The following is a 19,462-nucleotide window of genomic DNA, read 5'->3' on the forward strand; positions in this document are numbered from 1 at the left end:
CGGCGGGGATTCCGGGGCCTTACGGAATCAGGTCTAGGGGAATCCCAAATGAGCGGTGCGGACGGTCGCTTGTCGCGCAGTGGCAGCACTGAGGAAAACCCTAGGGGCAGTTGTGGGAGCTTTACGGGCGGTATAGCCTTCCCTCTTTTTTTCCTCTTGCGAAGAGGTTCCCTCGCCAATGACGCGAACAGATTCAGGAAGCCGCCCGGTGCGGCCCTTCCCCACGGCACGCCCCTCGGGCTGCCCCTTCGACCCGCCCGCCCCCTTCGCGCAGGCGCGCGAGGAGGAGGGCCCGATGTCCCCGCTGCTCTACCCCGGCGAGCACATCGGCTGGCTGGTCACCGGCTTGCAGACGGCGCGGGCCGTCCTGGGCGACACCCGGTTCAGCTCCCTGCCGGCGGGCAAGCGCGACCCGGTGAAGGAGATCGACGACCAGTTGAGCGTCGACGCGCTGCCTCCGGGCATGTTCGTCAACATGGACCCGCCCCAGCACACCCGCTACCGCCGCCTGCTGAGCAAGCACTTCACCATTCGGCGCGTGCGCGAACTCCGGCCGCAGATCCAGGAGATGACCGACCGCCTGCTGGATCAGATGGAGCGCGCCGGCGGGCCCGCCGACCTGGTGACGGCCTTCGCCAAGCCGCTGCCCACGCTCGTCACCTCGGAGCTGCTCGGACTGCCGGAGGCGGACCGCCCGCAGTTCCAGCGCCACGTCGACGTCCTCTTCAGCCTCTCCACCAGCAAGGAGGAGACCCAGGAGTCGATGACGGGCCTCGGCGCCATGCTGACCGCCCTGATCACCGCCGCGCGCAAGAACCAGGGCCCCGACATCCTCGGCAGGCTCACCGCCGAGACGGACCTGACCGACGAGGAGCTGCTCGGCATCACCCTCGTCCTGCTCATCGCCGGGCTGGAGACCACCGCCAACATGCTGGCGCTCGGCACCTACGCCCTGCTGCGCCACCCCGGCCAGCTGGCCGCCCTGCGCGCCGACTGGTCCCTGATCGACGACGCCGTCGAAGAGCTGCTGCGCTACCTCAGCGTGGTGCAGGTCGGGCCGCTGCGCGTGGCCGCCGAGGACTTCGCGTTCGAGGGGCGGTCCATCCGCAAGGGCGAGGTCGTCGCGGTGTCGCTGCCCGCCGCCAACCGTGACCCGCTCGGCTTCGACGACCCCGACACCTTCGACATCCGCCGCGGCGTGACCCGCCACGTCGCCTTCGGCAGCGGCCCCCACCAGTGCATGGGCCATCACCTGGCCCGGCTGGAGCTCGCCGTCGGCTACGAGTCGCTGCTGCGCCGCTTCCCCCGGCTGGAGCTCGCCGTTCCGGCCGAGGAGATCGGCATGCGGGAGAGGATGGTGGCGTACGGCGTCGAGGGGCTCCCGGTGCGCTGGTGAAGGGGCGGCCCTGGTGAAGATCGAGATCGATACGGACCTGTGCTGCGGCGCGGGCATGTGCGCGCTCGTCGCGCCCGGCGTCTTCGACCAGAACGACGAGGACGGCACGGTGATCCTGCTCGACCCCGCTCCGGCCGCCGAGCAGCACGCGGCGGTGCGGGAAGCCGCCGGGCGGTGCCCGACGGCCGTCATCAGGATCACCTGACCGGCCGGCGACCCGGCCACGGCGTTCCCGCGCGGGAGCCGGAACGCCGTGGCCGGGCCCGGACGCGGTAGGCCGACGGACCGGACGCGGTAGGCCGGCGGACCGGACGCGGTAGGCCGACCGGCCGGACGCCGGTAGGCCGGGCCGGAACGCCGGGGGAGCCCGCACCGCGGCGTGTGCCCGGCCCGGTTTTCAGGCCGCGGACGCCCGCCGTCGTACGGCGAAGGCATCGGGAAAGGCATCGGGGAAGGCGCGGGCGGCGGCACGGACGGTGGCGTGATCGTCCTGTGCGGTGCTGCCGCCGGTGCCCGCCACGGAGCCGAACAGGAGGAGGAAGTCCAGTGCGAGCCCCCGCGTCGCGGCCTCGACGTGGGCGGCACCGTTCATGACGGGCACGGAAGCGGCGGCATCGGTCACGACCGGTCCGGCCACGAGGAGGCCGTCGCCGGGGACGCCTGCCGCGTGGAACACTCCGTCGAGCCGGCCGTACTGCAGGCGGATGTCGGACACCGCGGCCTGGACGGCGTCCGCGTCGGTGACATCGGCGCACCGGTACGTCACCTCGCCGTGCGGCACGCGCACCTGGAGCGCGTCGACCGCCGGGCTGTGTTCCGGCCGGCCGCCGACGACGACCGTCGCGTGGTGGCGCTCGCACAGCCGCTCGGCCAGGAGCAGGCCGAGGCCGTCCGCGTCACCGGTGACCCAGTAGATGCCGCCGTCACGCAGCAGGTCCTCCTTCCGGCCGTAGCCGCCCAGGATCACGAACTTGCCTGTTGTGGACGGGGAGGTCTCCCGGGCCGCGGTCTTCAGGAGCTCCGCGAGCGAGGCGTGGGCCGGGCAGTCCGGCGGGCCGGGGGCGACGACGCTCCAGCCGTCCCCGTCGCCGCCGGCCGGCCTCAGCCGTGCCCGGGTTTCCGCCGGCGGTGCCGGCGCCGCGTGCCCTTCGCGGCCGGTGAGCGCCGGCGGGGCGGCGGGCGCGGCCGGGCCGTGCCCGCGGCTCCGGCCGTCCCGGCGAGCGGAGGGTGGCGCTGTGCCATGCCTATCCGGCGCGGCCTGCGGGCGCGTGGCGGGCGTGAACCGGTGCGGGGTCCGGGCGAAGGCGTAGCCGGGAAGGTGGACGCGGCGGCCGTGTCCCGTCACCTGCTCCCAGTCGACGGGCAGTCCCTGGACCCAGGCGGCCGCGAACTCGCCGGGGCGGCCCAGCCACAGCCGGCGGGCGGCGACCGCCGCCAGGTCGTCCGTGCCGGGGCCGCCGGGGGTGTCCGTGCCGGCCCGGCCGCGGAGGCAGCCGGCGGGCCGTTCCTCCCCCGCAGCGAGGCCCTCCAGCTGGGCGGCCCATTCCGCGAGGCCGCTCGCGCGGAACACCACGCGTTCGGGCATCGGCACGCGGCCCCGGCGCAGGGTGCGGGCGATGTCGGCGAGGGCCGGGGCGTCGTCCTGCCCGAGGCGGGTGCGGACCCAGCGGGCGAGCCCGGCGCACGTCGCGCGGAGCCGGTCCTCGTCCATGGCGGAGACCGGCAGCCACTGCTCGCCGTCGTCCGTGCCGGCCGGGGCGTCCCCCGGCCCGGCGGCGGGGTTGCCGGGTGCGCCCGACTCCAGCAGCACATGGGCGCTGGTGCCGTCGAAGCCGAAGGAGCTGACTCCCGCGCGCAGCGGGGCCGGCGCGCCGGTGACGGTCCCCCGGGGCCCGGCGGTCCAGTCGGTGAGGCGGTCGACGATGTACAGCGGGCTGCCGTCCAGCTCGATGTGCGGGTCGAGTTTCTCGAAGCCGACGGTCGCGGGCAGTTTGCGGTGGCGCATGGCGAGGATCACCTTGAGCATGCCCACGATGCCGGCGGCCCCCTCCAGGTGGCCGGTGGTGGTCTTCACCGAGCCGACTCCGCAGCGGTGCCCGCGCGCGGCCGCGGTCCGGTCCTGGCCGGTTCGCGGGCTGCCCGCCGCCGTGCCGGGGCGGTTCTCGTGCAGGTCGGCGAAGGCCTGCTGGAGGCCGCGGATTTCGATGGGGTCGCCGACGGGCGTGCCGGGGCCGTGCGTCTCGACGTAGGTGACGGTCTCGGGCGCGATGCCCGCCCGGCGGTGGACCGCGGCGATCAGCTCGGCCTGCGCGGCGGGGTCCGTGACGGTCAGGGAGCCGGCGCGGCCGCCGTGGTGGCTGGCGATGCCCTTGATCAGCGCGTGGACGGCGTCGCCGGCGCGGCGGGCGTCCGCGGCGCGCTTGAGCAGCAGGACGGCGCCGCCCTCGCCGCGCACGTATCCGCCGGCCTGCGCGTCGAAGGCCCGGTACCGGCCGCCGGGCGAGGCCATGCCCGCCTTGGCGAGGGCGGTGAAGTGCCGGGTCGACCAGGACAGGTTGACGCCGCCGGCGAGGGCGTGGTCGCAGTCGCCGCGGCGCAGCGCCCGCACGGCCTGCTCGACGGCCACGAGGGAGCCGGCGGACGCGGTGTCGCCGGCGGCGCCGGGCCCGTGGAAGCCGAAGTGGCGGGACACGCGGCCGGCGATGACGGCGTGGGCGGCGGCGGCCGGGTGGCAGGCGCCGGTCTCCTCGGCTTCGCGCTCGATCAGCTCGGCGTGGTCCGCGTGGCAGGCGGCCATGAAGACGCCCGTGCGGGGGCCCGCCAGCCGGTCGGCGCGGTATCCGGCGTCCTCCAGGGCGTGCCAGCTCAGCTCCAGGGCGATGCGCTGCTGGGGGTGCATGGAGCGCGCCTCGCGCGGGGAGATGCGGAAGAAGTCCGCGTCGAAGCAGTCGGCGTCGTCGATGAAGCCACCCCACACGCTGCCGGTCGCGTCGCAGTCGCGGGGAGGGTGACCGGGGCGGTCGTGCCGGTGCCCGCGGTGCTCGGGCACCTCGGTGATCAGGGAGCGGCCCCGGGCCAGGTGGTCCCAGAACTCGTCGGGGGTGCGCGAGCCGGGCAGCCGCAGGGAAAGGCCGATGACGGCGATGTCGTGGTCGCCGCCGGGGACGCCGGTTCCGTTGTGCATGACGCGTTCTCCGTCCTAGGCCGACAGGGCGCTGCGGCGCGCCGGTCGACGGCGTTCAGGGGGACGCCGAGGAGGGTTCGGCGGCCGCGCGGGGCGGCCCTGCTCGGTGTGCCCGAGCAGGGCCGGGTGCTCGCCCGGGGGGATGTCCGCCCGGTGCCGCGGTTGCGGCCCCGGGGCGGCCGGGCGTCGGGACCGTCCGCGACCCGGTGACGGAAGGCGTCGCGCCGCCCCCCGTGGCGGCGCGCTTTTGCGTCATGGTCATGTGCCCCCGGTATGCGGCGGTCTCCGATGGCGTGCATGGTGGGCCACCGGCCTTGCGAGCGGTCTGACCGTGCCGTTGACGATTCCTTGCCGCCGGCTGCCGCGGGTTTTCACGGCTCTGACGAAGTCCTTGCGAAGTCCTTGCCGATCACTTGCCGTTGGCTGGTCACGATCTTGGAATTGCCCTGTTCCCTGTGCAAGGATCCGATTTCGGAAGGCGCCGGCAGTGCAGTGCCGGACGCCCGTGAGCACCGTTGCGTATGCAACAACGATTGGGACCGACATGGCCGCAGCCTCCACGCCGCACCCGACGCCGACGGACCGGGCGGCGGCCGGCGTTCCCTTCGAGCCGCTGCTGCGCGTGCTCGGCCCCATGGCGGCCCGGCACGACGGGCGGGATCTCCCGCTCGGCCCGCCGCGCCGGCGGGCGCTGCTCGCCCTGCTCCTCGTCCGCCTGGGGCGCGTCGTGCCCACGGAGTTGCTCGTCGAGGAGCTGTGGGGCGAGGAGCCGCCCCGCCGGGCCGTGGCCACGCTGCAGAGCCACGTCTCGCATCTGCGCCGCGCCCTGCAGCCGGCGGCCGGGCCCGGCGGCGCGTCGGTGCTGCGCCACCGGGCGGGCGGCTACGTCCTGGAGCTCGACCCCGATGAGACCGACAGCTTCCGTTTCGAGCTCCTGGTGGCCGAGGGGCGCCGGCTGCTGGACCGCGGCGATCAGCTCGCCGCACGCGACCGGTTCACGGAGGCGCTGGCGCTGTGGCGGGGCGCGCCCTACGGGGAGTTCGACGGCCATCCGCCGCTCAGCGACGAGGGCGCCCGGCTCGAACAGGTCCGGCTGACGGCCGTCGAGTCCTGCGCGGAGGCCCGGCTCGCGCTCGGCGCGGACGAGGAGGTGGCCGCGGACCTCGACCGGGAGGCGCGCCGCCACCCGGCGCGGGAACGCCTCGTCGGCCATCTGATGACCGCCCTCTCGCGGCTCGGACGGCAGGCCGAGGCGCTGGAGGTGTACGAACGGACGCGCAGCCACCTGGCCGAGGAGTTCGGCGTGGACACCGCCGCCTCGCTCCGCCGCGTACGGACCGCGATCCTCCGCCAGGAGCCGGAGACGGAGGAGCCCGCGGGGGCCGCGGCGTCCCCGGCGAAGCCCGCCGGCGGCGCACCCGGCACCCGGGCGGACGGGCAGGGGCCGGCACGGGACGGCGCGGCCCGGGGCGGGGTGGCCGGAGAGGTCGGCGCCGGCGAGGGGGCAGCGGCCGCCACCGGCGGCCTGCCCGCCGGGGCGGGCGACGCCCTGCGCGTCTCCTCCCTCGCTCAGGACACCGGGACCGGCCGGTCCGCCGCGGCCGGAACGACGGGCGCCACGGAGCCGTCCGGCATACCGGGCAAGGCCGCGGGAGCCGAGGCCGGGCACGGGTCGCGTTCCGCGGCCCAGGCGCCGTTCACCGGCCGCTGCGAGGAGCTGAAGCGCCTCACGGCCGCGGCGTCGGGCGCCCTGGCCCGGCAGGGGCACGTGGCCGGGGTCCTCGGCCCCGCCGGAGTCGGCAAGACCCGGCTGCTCCTGGAACTGGCCCCGCAGCTGGAGACCGCCGGTGCGGGCCGGGACGGCGAGGGGCTGGAAGTCATCTGGAGCTACTGCTTCCACAGCGAGGGCGTGCCGCCGTACTGGCTGTGGACCCAGGTGCTCCGGCGGCTGTCCGCCACCCGCCCGGATGCCTTCCGCACCACGACGACGCCTTTCCGCTCCCTGCTCGCCCCGCTCATGCCCGAGTGGTCGGACGGCCCGGGCGGCCCCGGCAGTCCCGGCGGCCCCGGCGGCGGCCCGGCGAGCGAGGCCGACTGGGGCCAGGCCCGGTTCCTCACCCACGACGCGGTCTGCGAGGTCCTGCTCGCCCTGGCCGCCCGCAGACCGCTGGTCCTGTTCCTGGAGGACCTCCACTGGGTCGACGCCGCCTCCCTGGACCTCCTGCGGCTGCTCAGCACCCGCTGCCAGGGCTACCCGCTCGCCATCGTCCTCACCGCCCGCGAGTTCGAGGTGGAGTCCGACGCCACGCTGCGCCGGATGCTCTCCGAGATCCTGCGCGGCCCCCGGACGGAGACCCTGCGGCTGGACGGGCTCTCCCGGCAGGCCGTCGCCGATCTCGTCGTGGCCCAGACCGGGCCCGGCGTGGACGCCGGGGTCGTCGACGCCCTGCACCGGCGCAGCGAGGGCAACCCGTACTTCGTCATGCAGCTCCTCTCCCTCCTGGGCGACGGCCGGAGCCTGCGCGGCCCGGACGCGGTGGAGGTCCTGCTGACGCGCGTGCCCACGGGCGTGCGCGAGGTGCTGCACCAGCGGTTCGCGGCGCTGCCCGGACCGGTCCTGCGGGTGCTGCGGCTGTGCGCCGTCATCGGCGCCGAGGTCGACGCCGACCTGCTGGAGCGCACGGCCACCGGGGACGAACCGGTCGCCGAAGCGCTGGAGACGGCCGTCCGGGCCGGGCTGCTCGGCGAGGACCTGCAGCACCCGGGGCGGCTCCTCTTCGCCCACGCCCTGGTCCAGGAGACGCTCATCGACGAGCTCACGCACAAGGACCGGCAGCGGCTGCACGCGAGGGTCGCCGAGGCGCTCAGCACCCGCAGGCACGGGCGCGCGGGCGACACGGGCGCCGAGCGGGTGGCCCACCACACGTGGCACGCGCGAAACACACTGCCCCCGGCGGAGGCGCTCCCCCGGCTGCTGCGCGCCGCCGAGCACGCCGAGCAGCAACTGGCGTACGAGCGGGTCGAGACCTGGCTGCGGCGCGCGGTGCAGCTCGTCGAGCAGCTCCCGCAGGACGACCCCGACGTCGTGCCGCTGGAGCGGCGGCTGCACGTCCAGCTCGGCCAGGTCCTGGCCACGACCCGCGGCTACGGCCACCCCGAGGCCGAGCGTGCGCTCGCGCACGGCCGGGCCCTCAGCTCGGCCGCCCACGCCCCGGAGGACCCCTCCGTGCTGTGGGCGCTGTGCGCCGCCTACCTGGTCACCGGGCGCTACGACGCCTCGCGGCGGTTCTCCGGCCTGCTGCGGCACCTCGCGGGCCGCACCGAGGCGCCCGTGGCGGTGCTCGGCGCGGCGTACGGCGAGGGCATCGTGCTGCACGTCCGCGGCCGTCTGCCGCAGGCGCTCGCCGAACTGGAGTACGGCGTCGAGATGGCCGACCGCTACGCCGGCGAGGGCCATTCGCTGGCCCGCACCTTCCAGCACGACCCGCGCGTCTCGTGCCGCTCGTACGACACGTTCACCCACTGGCTCCTCGGCGACCGGCGGACCGCCGGGGCGCGCCGGCGCCAGCTGCTGCACCTGACGGAGTACGACAGCAGGCCCTCAGACCGGTCCTTCGCCCTCTACGTGGACGCGGTCGTGGCGGCCTGGGAGGGCGACGTCGTACGGGCGCACGCCTCCGGCGCCGAGGGCGTGCGCGTGGCGGACGAACACGGGCTGCTCTACTGGAAGGGCATGCTCGGCGTGCTCGAAGGGTGGGGCCTGACCCACTCGGGGCGCGAGGACGACGGCCTCGCCCTGATGCGGTCCTCCATGGCCGAGCTGCGCGCTTCCAGCACCCGGCTGCGCCACCCCCTCCACCTGGGCCTCCTCGGCCAGGCCCAGCACCACGCGGCCCGCACCGACGAGGCGAAGGAGACGTTCCGCGCCCTGCTCTCGGCCGTGGAACAGCGCGGAGAACACGTCTACTTGCACGAGACCCTGCCCGCCACGCGCCTGCTCCGCGACCTCCTGGGCCCCGGCGCGCCGGAGACGGCGGCGGCTGCCGTGTGACCAGTTCGCCTCCGCGTCTACGGCTGCGGACGCGGAGCCTTCTCCCCGTGCGCGGCCGTGTAGGCGGCGGCGAGCCAAGGCCCCAGGTCGTCGATGAGCATGCCGAGCGCCTCCGGAACCGCCGAGGGGCTGCGACCGGCGGCCGCGGCGGTGCGCATCTGCTCGGCGCGCTGCGGGTAGTAGCGGCCGAAGAGCGCGGCGGACTCCCCCAGATCACTGGTCCAGCCGCCCCAGCGGGGCATGACCAGAGTGAACCCGCTCCGCACGAGCCGCCGGGCAACGCCGCGGCAGAGGACCCGGCGCTCGCCGTCCGCCGACGCCGCGGCGGCCCGGGCGCGCCAGCGCGGGAGCGCGAGGGCGAGGTCACCGTTCGTCTCGCGGGCGAGCAGGGACGTGGGCCGGTAGCGGGGCAGCCGCCCGGCGAGGTCGGTGCCCAGCAGCGGGGTGCACAGACAGGCGACGAAGAAGCCCAGGTCGTGGCGTTCGAGGTCGCTCAGCAGCGTCCGTGTGCCGAACAGCAGGATGCCGGCGCCGTCGATCTGCGGAAAGGCCCGGCCGAGCGCCGCCTCGATCGCCTCGGCGGCGGCACGGTCGGTGCCGGTGGGCTCCTCGTGGAGCGCCAGCAGCAGGTCGAGGTCGGAGACGCCGGGGACGGCCGTGCCGCGCGGGACGCTGCCGTAGAGGTAGGCACTGTGCAGCCGGTCCGGGCCGAACGCCGCGGCGATGCGCGCGCGTGCGGCGTCGACGACGGGGACGAAGGCCGCCGGCACCCGCTCCAGGGAGCCTTCGCGCGCGATCGTCCCGTCGTGATCCAGTCCTCGCCCGTTCATAGGGGCCACTGTGCCGCCTGCAGCGGGGCGTTGCCGACCGAATATCGCCCGCGCTCCGGCCTCACGCCCGTAATCCTCAATTGCAGTAGGGAATTTCATCCTCCCTCACCCTCCGCACGCGGTGCTACGTTGTCGGCAACACCTGCCGCAAAGGAGTGGGAGCAATGAAGCCATCGGCCATGGAGCCTCCCGCCGTCTTCGCGCTTCAGACGGAAGAACCGCAGGGCGGTCGCATCCCGAATCGCCGTGTCACCTCCTACGAAGAACAACTGGGCGCCGAATTCGGGGTTTCCCCGGATGACGTGCACCTGGCCACCGCCGGAACGACGACCATCTTCGGCGACAGCGCGGAAGACTGACGGCACCCGCGCGGCCGGCCGATGACGGACAAGCACATCCTCATCGTCAGCAACACCAACGACCTCCACGCGCTCGCCGTCCGGCGGGAACTCGCGGCCAGGGGGTGCCCCGTCTCTCTCCTGGCCTGTGACAGGCTCCGCGAGCAGCCGCTCGCCTACGGGTTCGGCAGCGATCCCGTCCTGGAAGCCGAGGGCCGGCGCGTGGCGGTCCGCGACCTGTCGACGGTCTGGTGGCGCAGGCCCTCCCTCGACCAGCGCCTGCCCGAGGGCGCCCTCGGCGAGGACCAGCTGCACTTCGTCAACACCAACTGCAGGGCGACCCTGCGGTCGTTCCTGTGCAGCGCGTTCACGGGCACGTGGGTGTCCTCCCCCGAGGCCACGGACCGCGCCGCGGACAAGCTCCACCAGCTGAACGTCGCCCGGCGGCTGGGCCTGCGCGTGCCGGACACGCTCCTGTCGAACGACCCGTCGGCCGTACGGGCCTTCCACCGGCGCCACGAGGGGCGCGTCATCATCAAGGCGGCCCGCAACAGCGGCCGCGTCTTCCTCGCGACCCGGCCGGCCGACGTGGACAGGCTCTCCGACGCCCAGATCCGCGCGGTCCCCAGCCTCTATCAGGAACGCATCCCCGGTACGGCGCACCTGCGCGTCAACTGCTTCGGCACGGACGTCCGCACCGCACTCATCGAGACGGACGCACTCGACTGGCGACCGGACATCAACGTTCCCGTCTCCGCTTTCCGGCTCGATCCCGCCCTGCAATCGCAATTGCTCGCGCTGCTGGAGGCCCTGGATCTGCGGACCGGGGTCATGGACCTCAAGATTTCCGACCGCGGGGAGCCCGTCTGGTTCGAAGTGAATCCGCAGGGACAGTTCCTCTTCCTGGAGCCGCTCACGGGCCAGAACCTCCTGGCGGCGTTCACCGCTTTCCTGCTCGGTTGCTAGCGCGCGGGCGGGTCCTCCCGCCGTCGTGCGGCCCGCGGCGCGGGCGTGCGGGCGAGGAAGAGGCCCAGGAGGACGACGAGGAGCCCGGCACCCAGCTTGATCCCCAGGCTCCACAGCACGTCCCGTGCGTGCGCGTCGTGCAGGCGCGTGTACGCGTAGCCCGCGGCGACGAGGAGGACGAAGCCCGCGGCGACGGCCAGTCTGCGGCCCACCCGGCGCGTGTCACGGGTGAGCAGCGCGGCGGCCGACCAGCCCGCGAGCAGCAGGAGCACCCCGGCGAGCGTGAGCACCACGGGCGCGGCGGGCACGAGGAGGGAGACCGCCAGCAGCACGGTCCCGGCGGACACGGCGAGCTGCACCACCCTGGTGGCGAAGTTTCCGGGGCGCGTCAGGAAGTGGACCATGGCCCACACCGCGAGGGTGTAGCCGCGGAGCGCCCCGAGCACCGCGCCGACCGCCTTGATCCGGGACACCGGCCCGAGGGCGCCGGCGGTCACGGCGGCCGCTTGCGCCGCGGTGCCGGCGAGGAGGTCGCCGCCCGTCTCCTCGGCGATCCGCTGGCTGCCGATCAGGTGGGCGCTCTCCCACAGCTGCCACAGCGCCGTCGGGGGCAGCGGCCGCCCGGCGGATGCGGCCCCGGCCGTCGCCGCGTCGTAGCCCGCCAGCCAGCGGGTGCTGCCGGCGGGCCTGCCCTCGCCCTCTCCGCGGACGGCGTCGGCCAGTCCGGGCAGTTCCTCCCGGAGGATCCGGGTGTGGAGGGCGTGCGTGACGGCCTCGACGCACAGGGCCAGCCGGGGGTCGTCCTGCACGGAGGCGCCACCGGCCGCCGGGGCCGGGGCGGCGTGGACGATCCGTTCGGTGACGAAGTCCCGGCAGGCGGAGGCGTACTTCTCCCGCCAGATCTCCTCCAGCCAGGCCCGGTCGGCGGGCCCGGCACCGTCGAGGGTGCAGTCGCGGAGCAGCTCCACGAGACGGGCCGCCGCCCCGTCGGCCGCGGCGGCGTCGCCGTCACGGGCCCAGACCTGCCGCAGCCGCTCGGCCGACAGCAGGATCCGCACCAGGTGCGCCGCGCCGTCCAGGCGCCCGTGGATCCAGTCGTTGACCCGCCAGGACGCGCGGTAGAAGGCACCGAAGTGGTGCAGCTGCTTGCCCGTGAGCAGGCCGGGGTGGTGCGAGGAGACCTGGACCAGCTCGACCTCCTGCTCGGCCTCGCGCCCGGCCCCGCCGTACGCCTCCTGCACGACCTCCAGGCGGATCATCCGGGACAGGACGCTCGTCTCCCCCGGGCCGAGCAGGAAGCCGGTGAGCGCCTCCAGGCGGGCGCGCTCGGTGCCGCCGGGGTCGACGACGGCGTTCCCGGTCCGGGCGACGTCCCGCAGGACGTCCGCGCTGTTCTCCAGGCATCCGGCGAGGTCCCGGGCCTGGGCGTACCACCGCTCCCGCCGCGCCCGGCCCGCCGGCGGCGCGCCCGCGGGGGCGGTCGCTCCGGGCTCCGGGGAGCCGTCGCGGTCGGCGAGGGCGCGGCGCAGCCAGGCCGCCAGGGCGCGGAGGCTGTCCGCCGTCGGCCGGCCGAGCCGGTCGTACGTGCACGGGGGCAGGGCGGCTCCCGCCCCGGACCAGTGCTCCTCCAGCGCTCTCCAGTCGGCTTGGACGGTCTTGAACACGGCGCTCGCGCGCTCGCGTTCGGCGACGATCGCGGCGCGCTGGGGGGAGCCCATGGGCGCGAGCCAGACGGCCCGCTTGAGGACGTCGACGGTGATGTCGCGGAGCCTGTGGACGGTGGTCTGCCCCCAGTCCCACTCGGCGCCGGTGCGGTCGGCGGCGAGGGCGGCGGACTCCCCGCGGGGGATGAACGACTCCGGCTGCGTACGCCGGTCGGCGAGCACGTCGCGCAGGCAGTCCGCGATCTGCCGTTCGCTCCACCGGGCCGCGCCCGCCGGGGGCTGACCCGCGGCGAGCCACCGGGCGATGGTCCCGGCGGCGTACTGCACCCGCGACTCCACGTAGCCCGGCCACGCCGCCTCGGACAGCGGCTCCGCGGCGGCGGTCAGGGCGGCCGCGAGCCGGTCCCGTGCGCGGCGGCGCTGCCGGACGTCCCGGTTGCGGTCCTGGATCTCGGCGAGTTCGCGGGAGACGGAGTCGGTGGCCCGCAGCCGGGTGAGCACGCCGAGGAGGACGTCGGGGGCGCCGGGCGGCGCGGGGACGGTACCGGGGCCCGTGCCGGAGGGGGCCACCGCCGCCGGTTCTTCCGCCGGGTCGGGCACGACGTAGGTCAGGAGCCGGCGGACCTGCAGCTGAGCGGGCTGCCGGTAGACGGCCTCCAGGGCGGGCCGGATGGGCTTGTTGAGCAGGATGCCGCCGTCGACGACGTGCTGCGAGGCGCGGAAGTTGGCGCGCCCGGCCGTCGACGGCCAGGGGCCGTCGGCCGGGCCCTGCTCCGGGGTTACGGCGACCCATTGGGGTGCGAACGCGGCGGGGAAGGAGGAGGAGCAGCGGGCGGCGACGGCGAGCCGGTCGACGACCGTGTCGTCGCGGAGGTCTCCGGCCGGGTCCCGGCCCGCGCCGTCCGCGGCGAACAGGAAACGGGCGTCGTGGTCGGTCTCGGTGATCCGTACGCCCATGTCGTCGCAGGAGGTGCTCTTGCGGCCGTCCCAGAGGGTGCCGGTGAGGATGAGTTCCACGGGCCGGTCACCGGCCTGCCCGCGTTCAGCGCGGTCACCGGTCTGCCCGCCTCCGGTGCCGGCGGGCGGGGGCGACGCGAGGACGCGGCGCAGGGCCCCGCGGAGCTCGTCGAGGAAGTAGTCGCCCTTCAGCAGCGAGGGGGCGCCGCGGCGCAGCGGGTGCTGCAGGAGCTCCGCCAGGTCGCCCTTGTCGCGCCACAGGGCGCAGAGCGAGCCGATGTCCCGGTCACGGGCCAGGCCCAGGGCCAGGAAGGCGCCGTTGAGGCCGCCGGCCGAGGTCCCGGCGATGACGTCCACGCGGGCGTCGGCGTGCAGGAGGCCGAGGAGCGGCCGGTAGACGGCCCGGTCGTGGCGGCGGGCGGTCGCGAGGTGGTGGAGCTCGGCGGCGACTCCGCCGATCCACACCGCCAGGCTCACGCCTCCGTTCATGACCACGGCCACGCGGATGTCCTGCCGGTCGATGTCGCCGGCGTCCTCGGTGTCCGTCACGGTCTCTCCCCGGCGCTCCTTCGGCCTGTGCGTGTGTCCAGCTCAGCACGCTGCCGCCGCGCCGCGTCCGAGCACCGGCCGGGCAGTCGGGTGATTTGCGCACGGGCATCCGTACCGGGCCGGGGACCGGGCGCGCAGGCGTCAGTCGGCCACCGCACCGGCGGGGTGGTCGCTGTCCTCGCAGCGGTCGACGAGGAGCATGGCCGCGTCGTCGGCCAGGCGGCCTCCGGTGTGCCGCAGCAGCGCCTCGTGCAGCAGGTCGAGGAGCTCCTCCGGGGTGCGGGCGCGGGCGTGGGCCGTTTCCATGGCTGCGGCCAGGGGGAAGAACGCCTCCTCGCTGTCACGGGCCTCGATCACGCCGTCGGTGTGCAGGAGCAGGCGGTCGCCGGGGGCGAAGGGGAAGGTCTCCGCCTCGGAGACGCCGATGATGAGGTCCTCCAGGCCCAGCGGGGGCTGCGGGGAAGCGGGCGCGAGGGTGCGCGCCGTCCCCTGGTGGAGCAGCAGCGGGGGCGGGTGGCCCCGGTTGACGATCTCCACGACGGGCCGGTCCGGCACCTGGGCCACGAGCGCGGTGACGAAGCCCTCGGTCAGCGCCTCCTCGCTGAAGGCGCCCGGCACGGCGCACTCGCGCCGCAGCGAGGCCATGCAGTGGTCCATGACCTCGGCCAGGTCGTCCTCGTAGTGCACCGCCTCCCGGAAGGCGCCGAGGACGGCCGCCGCGGCGCGCACGGCGGGCAGGCCCTTGCCCCGGACGTCTCCCACGAGCAGGCGGATGCCGTACCGGGTCTGCACGGCTTCGTAGAGGTCGCCGCCGATCTGCGCGCCCTTCTCGGCCGCCAGGTAGAGGCTGGCGGCGCGGACCGGGCCGAGCCGGTCGGGCACGGGCCGCAGGATGACCTCCTGGGCCGCCGTGGCGATGCGGCGCACCTGGTCCAGTTCGTTCCGTCTGCGCGTGCGGACGGCGCTGCTGGTCGTGACGCTCGCGACGGACACCAGGAACAGCGCCAGAAAATTGGTATAGACCTGCTGGGTGCCCCAGGCCTGGTTGTACGTCGCGGTGCACACGCTGACGAGCGCGGCGACCGCCGCCGCGGCGAAGGTTCCCCTGGGGCCCATGGTGACGGCGGCCAGCGCCGGCGTCGCCGTGAGGAGGGGGCCGGTGTACAGGAAGTGGGCGGGTGAGAACTCGATGCCCACGACGATCAGGGCGAGCGCGAAGGGCAGGCACTGCCCCAGCGCGAACAGGCCCCGGCCGAGGGTGCTCGCTCCCTGCCGGGGAGGTGAGCGGATGAGCGAACCCATAGCTCCAGGCTGCGCCGCGGCCTCCCGGCAGTCCACTCAGCGGGCCGCCCGGCCCCGGTGATCAGGGCCGTTCGGCCCTTTCCGGCCGCGCCCTGCGGACGATCTTCTGGCGGGGCGGCCGGGCGTGCCGTCCCTGCGTCGAACGAACGGAGTCGATTGGTGATCGCTGTGGTGGGGCACCGGGACCTGGCCGCGGGCACGTCGCTCGCCGCCGATCTGCGCGATCTGCTGGATCGCTGCACCACGGGGGCGGCGGTTCTCGTACGGGCCGGGGCGGGCCTGCCCGTGGTGGTGGGCAGGGCCGTGCGGGAGGCGGGCCGCAAGCTCGTCGTCCTGCTGCCCGCGCCGGCGCGGGGCGTGGCCGCCTTCCCGCCGTACGACCGTGCGGCGGCCGGTGAGTTGCTCGTCCTGGCCGACGAGGTCCGGCTGCTGCCGTACGACCCGGCCGACCGCGACGCCTCCGTGAGCGCCGACGAGAAGCTCGTCCGCTCCTGCCGGCAGGTCGTGGCGCTCTGGGACGGCTCGCCGTCGGACGGCCGGGACGCCACCGCCCACCTCGTGGCCTACGCCCGCGCCCGCGGCATCCCGGTGACGGTCTTCTGGCCGGCCGGAGCCGTCCGCGAGCCCGGGTCCCCGCACGCAGGGACCAACGGCCCCCGCTCGAAGGCCTGTCCGGCCCCTCCGGTGCTCTCCCGCCGCGGCTGATCATGTGACGGCGGCCGGGGAGGAGCAGCGCCTCCTCGGGACCGGCTCCTCCCCGGCCGCGGTCGTCGGCAGCACGAGAGCGGAGGTCCCGGCCAGTGGACACGGTGGGTACGAAGGGGAGGGTGTCCGCGGACGGGCACCCCACGGGCGGTGCGGGAGCCGCCGGCGCGCCCCGCAGCACGGTGGTGGAGTGGCTGACGACCACCGACCACAAGAAGATCGGAACGCTCTACCTCGTGTCGGCGTTCGTGTTCTTCGTCGTCGGCGGCCTCATGGCGCTGCTGATGCGGGCGGAACTCGCCCGTCCAGGCACGCAGATCATGTCGAACGAGCAGTTCAACCAGGCGTTCACGATGCACGGCTCGGTGATGCTGCTGCTGTTCGCGATGCCGCTGTTCACCGGATTCGCCAACTGGCTCATGCCGCTGCAGATCGGGGCGCCCGACGTCGCCTTCCCCCGGCTGAACATGCTGGCCTTCTGGCTCTTCCTGTTCGGCTCCCTGATCGCCGCGGCCGGCTTCCTCACCCCGCAGGGAGCCGCCGACTTCGGCTGGTTCGCGTACGCGCCGCTGTCGGACTCGGTGCACTCCCCCGGCGTCGGCGCCGATATGTGGATCATGGGGGTGGCCCTGTCGGGCTTCGGCTCCATCCTCGGCGCCGTCAACTTCATCACCACCATCATCTGCATGCGCGCGCCCGGCATGACGATGTTCCGCATGCCGGTCTTCACGTGGAACGTGCTGCTGACGGCCCTCCTCATCCTCCTGGTCTTCCCGGTGCTGGCAGCGGCCTTGTTCGCCCTGGAGATGGACCGCAAGTTCGGCTCGCACGTCTTCGACCCGGCCAACGGCGGCGCGCTGCTGTGGCAGCACCTGTTCTGGTTCTTCGGCCACCCGGAGGTCTACGTGCTGGCGCTGCCGTTCTTCGGCATCGTCTCGGAGGTCATCCCGGTCTTCTCCCGCAAGCCGATGTTCGGCTACTGGGGCCTGATCGCGGCCACGATCTCGATCGCGGGTCTGTCGGTGACCGTGTGGGCGCACCACATGTACGTCACCGGTGGCGTGCTGCTGCCCTTCTTCGCCTTCATGACCTTCCTGATCGCCGTGCCGACCGGGGTGAAGTTCTTCAACTGGATCGGCACCATGTGGAAGGGCTCGCTGTCCTTCGAGACCCCCATGCTGTGGGCCACCGGCTTCCTGGTCACGTTCGTCTTCGGCGGTCTGACCGGCGTCATCCTGGCCGCGCCGCCGCTGGACTTCCACGTCTCCGACTCGTACTTCGTCGTCGCGCACTTCCACTACACGCTCTTCGGCACGGTCGTCTACGCGATGTTCGCAGGGTTCCACTTCTGGTGGCCGAAGTTCACGGGCAGGATGCTGGACGAGAGGCTCGGCAAAGTCACGTTCTGGACGCTCACCGCGGGCTTCCACACGACGTTCCTGGTGCAGCACTGGCTGGGCGCGGCAGGGATGCCGCGCCGCTACGCCGACTACCTGGCCGCCGACGGCTTCACCGCGCTCAACACGGTCTCCACGATCGGCTCGTTCCTGCTCGGCCTGTCCTTCCTGCCGTTCTTCTACAACATCTGGAAGACCGCCAAGTACGGCAAGCGGGTCGAGGCCGACGACCCGTGGGGCTACGGGCGCTCCCTGGAGTGGGCCACGTCCTGCCCGCCGCCGCGGCACAACTTCGGCTCGCTGCCGCGCATCCGCTCCGAGTCCCCGGCGTTCGACCTGCACCACCCCGAGGTCGCCGCGCTCGAACCGGCACAGCACTGACCCCAGGAGAACACTCATGTCCCACACCGTCCTGGCGGTCGGAGCGACGGCACTCTGCCTGTCGGGCAGCGCCTGGTACCTGCCCGCCGTCGCGGAACTCCGCGCCGGCGACGACCGGCCGCGTTCCCGGCGGCTCACCGCCTGGGCCTGCGTGACCACGTGGGCGGCCTTCGCCGCGGCCGGCCTGCTGCTGTTCGCACCCGTGCCGTGGCAGGCGCTCGGTGCCGTTGCGGGCGGCGGAGCGGCGGCGGGCGTCCTGCTGCGGTCCCGGGCCCGCGCACAGCTGGCCCGGGAGCGCCGGGAGGCCGACGCCTGCTGGTCGGCCCTGCGCCGGACCCCGCCCGCTTCCGGCACCGGCCCCGCGCGCCGGGCCTTCCTGGCCTGGGCCCTGTCCGGCACGCTCGCCGCGTCGGCCCTGGGCGCGGCGCTGCTCCTCCTCGCCGGTGCGGTGACGGCGGCCGTGACGTCCGTGTCCGTCGCCGGTGCGGGACTGCTCACTGCAGCCGCCCGTGCCGCGCGCTGCTGAGCTCCCGGCGCCCGGCCGTGGCGGTGGCCGGCATCCGGGTCACGGCGTAGCTTGGCGCCCGGCACCCGGGTCACGGCCTACGGCGAGGAGGATCCGCCATGAACATCCCCGGTCCCGCGCTCCAGGAGGACGGTGGCCTCGGTGCCATCGCCGCGGCGGGCGGTCTGCACGCCTACCAGCTGCAGTTGCACGCCGCGTACGGGCCCGTCGTGCGGTTCCAGCTCCCGGGCGCGGAGGCGGGCACGGCCGTCTCGGTCGCCGACCCCGTGCTGCTGGAGGCCACGGCGCACATCGACGCGCGGCCGGAGCGGCTCTTCGCGTTCCTGGAGCCGCTGTTCGAGACGGGAAACCTGCAGGTCATGCCGGCCGGTGAGCACGGCCCGTGGCGGCGCCTGCTGCTGTCGGTGCTGGCGGGCCGCCCCTCCCACGAGCGGCACTTCGCGCGGTTCACCGAGCTGGCGACGGGCCTCGCCGACCGCTGGGCCGGGCAGGCGGGCCGGGGAGAACCCGTGGCGCTGCAGAAGGATCTCACCGCGCTGTCCCTGCGGATGATCTGCGCGTACGCGCTGGGCGGCGAGGTCGCCGACCCCGCCGGTGTCGTCACCGCCTTCGAGGAGGTGCTCACCGAGCACCTGGGACGGCTCTACGGGGCGCCCGCACCGGGCTCGCCGGAGGAGCGCGCCGAGCGGGCGCGGCAGGCCCTCGCGAGGCTGCGCGCGACAGTCGACGAAGTCGTCGCGGCGCACCGCTCAGGCACCCGTACGGACAGGAGCGATCTGATCGGGGCGCTCGTCGAGGCCGGTGAGAGCCCCGCACGGATCCGGGACACCGTCATGGTGACGATGCTGGCGGCCCACCACACGACCGGCGTGGCCGTGTCGTGGACCCTGCACCTGCTGGGCCGGCACCCCGGGGCCGCCGCGCGCGTCGCCGCGGAGCTCGACCGCGTGCTCGGCGACCGGGCGGCGCCCGGATACGCCGGCCTGCGGCGGCTCACGTATCTGGAGATGGTCCTGAAGGAGACGATGCGGCTGTACCCGCCCGGCCCCTACGGCGCGCGGGAGACGACCGGGCCCCTCGTCCTGGGCGGCTACGAGCTCCCCGCCGGCACGACGGTCTTCTACCCGTTCCGGGCCGTCCACATGAACCCCCGTCACTGGCCCGAGCCCGAGCGGTTCAGGCCCGAGCGGTTCACCCCGGAGGAGGAGGCCCGGCG

General features: G+C 74.8%; 13 protein-coding genes. 9 read left to right on the forward strand and 4 right to left on the reverse strand.

Going from position 1 to position 19,462, the window contains the following annotated elements; translation table 11 throughout:
* The first annotated feature begins 208 nt into the window (after positions 1-208).
* Positions 209-1,396 (forward strand): cytochrome P450, encoded by a 1,188-nt coding sequence (locus ACSNOH_RS14270; RefSeq protein WP_436721673.1) that lies wholly within the window; start codon positions 209-211, stop codon positions 1,394-1,396.
* 13 nt (positions 1,397-1,409) lie between these two features.
* Complete coding sequence (locus ACSNOH_RS14275) at positions 1,410-1,601, forward strand: ferredoxin (RefSeq protein ID WP_436721674.1); 192 nt, start codon at positions 1,410-1,412, stop codon at positions 1,599-1,601.
* A 192-nt stretch (positions 1,602-1,793) separates the two neighbouring features.
* Here the strand turns inward: ACSNOH_RS14275 and ACSNOH_RS14280 are convergent, their stop codons facing one another.
* Positions 1,794-4,580 carry an SDR family NAD(P)-dependent oxidoreductase gene (locus tag ACSNOH_RS14280; RefSeq protein WP_436721675.1) on the reverse strand — a complete coding sequence of 929 codons (2,787 nt, stop codon included), beginning with the start codon at positions 4,578-4,580 and terminating at the stop codon, positions 1,794-1,796.
* A 544-nt stretch (positions 4,581-5,124) separates the two neighbouring features.
* Between ACSNOH_RS14280 and ACSNOH_RS14285 the strand changes: the two genes are divergently transcribed.
* Positions 5,125-8,631, forward strand: coding sequence for a BTAD domain-containing putative transcriptional regulator (locus ACSNOH_RS14285; protein WP_436721676.1), 3,507 nt, complete (start codon positions 5,125-5,127; stop codon positions 8,629-8,631).
* Positions 8,632-8,648: 17 nt separating this feature from the next.
* Here ACSNOH_RS14285 and ACSNOH_RS14290 read toward each other — a convergent pair whose 3' ends face one another.
* Positions 8,649-9,461 carry a nucleotidyltransferase gene (locus ACSNOH_RS14290; RefSeq protein WP_436721677.1) on the reverse strand — a complete coding sequence of 271 codons (813 nt, stop codon included), beginning with the start codon at positions 9,459-9,461 and terminating at the stop codon, positions 8,649-8,651.
* 164 nt (positions 9,462-9,625) lie between these two features.
* Here ACSNOH_RS14290 and ACSNOH_RS14295 point away from each other — a divergent pair, with 164 nt between their 5' ends.
* Together ACSNOH_RS14295 and ACSNOH_RS14300 are read left to right on the forward strand one after the other, a co-directional pair.
* Entirely contained in the window at positions 9,626-9,820 is a 195-nt protein-coding gene (locus ACSNOH_RS14295) for a hypothetical protein (protein ID WP_436721678.1), read from the forward strand.
* Positions 9,821-9,841: 21 nt separating this feature from the next.
* Positions 9,842-10,765, forward strand: a complete 924-nt coding sequence (locus ACSNOH_RS14300; RefSeq protein WP_436721679.1) for an ATP-grasp domain-containing protein — start codon at positions 9,842-9,844, stop codon at positions 10,763-10,765.
* Here the strand turns inward: ACSNOH_RS14300 and ACSNOH_RS14305 are convergent.
* The gene (locus ACSNOH_RS14305) at positions 10,762-13,935 is read right to left on the reverse strand and encodes a patatin-like protein (protein ID WP_436721680.1); all 3,174 of its coding nucleotides are present in this window, start codon (positions 13,933-13,935) and stop codon (positions 10,762-10,764) included. The two genes, ACSNOH_RS14300 and ACSNOH_RS14305, sit on opposite strands and share 4 nt — an antisense overlap.
* Before the next feature lie 141 nt (positions 13,936-14,076).
* Positions 14,077-15,237, reverse strand: a complete 1,161-nt coding sequence (locus tag ACSNOH_RS14310) for a PP2C family protein-serine/threonine phosphatase (protein WP_436721681.1) — start codon at positions 15,235-15,237, stop codon at positions 14,077-14,079.
* A 159-nt stretch (positions 15,238-15,396) separates the two neighbouring features.
* Here ACSNOH_RS14310 and ACSNOH_RS14315 point away from each other — a divergent pair, with 159 nt between their 5' ends.
* The 4 genes from ACSNOH_RS14315 to ACSNOH_RS14330 form a co-directional block, all read left to right on the forward strand.
* Positions 15,397-15,942, forward strand: coding sequence for a hypothetical protein (locus ACSNOH_RS14315; protein ID WP_436721682.1), 546 nt, complete (start codon positions 15,397-15,399; stop codon positions 15,940-15,942).
* Positions 15,943-16,037: 95 nt separating this feature from the next.
* Positions 16,038-17,720 carry an aa3-type cytochrome oxidase subunit I gene (ctaD, locus tag ACSNOH_RS14320; RefSeq protein WP_436721683.1) on the forward strand — a complete coding sequence of 561 codons (1,683 nt, stop codon included), beginning with the start codon at positions 16,038-16,040 and terminating at the stop codon, positions 17,718-17,720.
* A 16-nt stretch (positions 17,721-17,736) separates the two neighbouring features.
* Complete coding sequence (locus ACSNOH_RS14325) at positions 17,737-18,246, forward strand: hypothetical protein (RefSeq protein ID WP_436721684.1); 510 nt, start codon at positions 17,737-17,739, stop codon at positions 18,244-18,246.
* Between the two features lie 98 nt (positions 18,247-18,344).
* The coding region (locus ACSNOH_RS14330; RefSeq protein ID WP_436721685.1) for a cytochrome P450 at positions 18,345-19,462 on the forward strand (1,118 nt) is incomplete at its 3' end.

The sequence above is a fragment of the Streptomyces sp. URMC 127 genome (assembly GCF_051386535.1).
Lineage (GTDB): Bacteria > Actinomycetota > Actinomycetes > Streptomycetales > Streptomycetaceae > Streptomyces.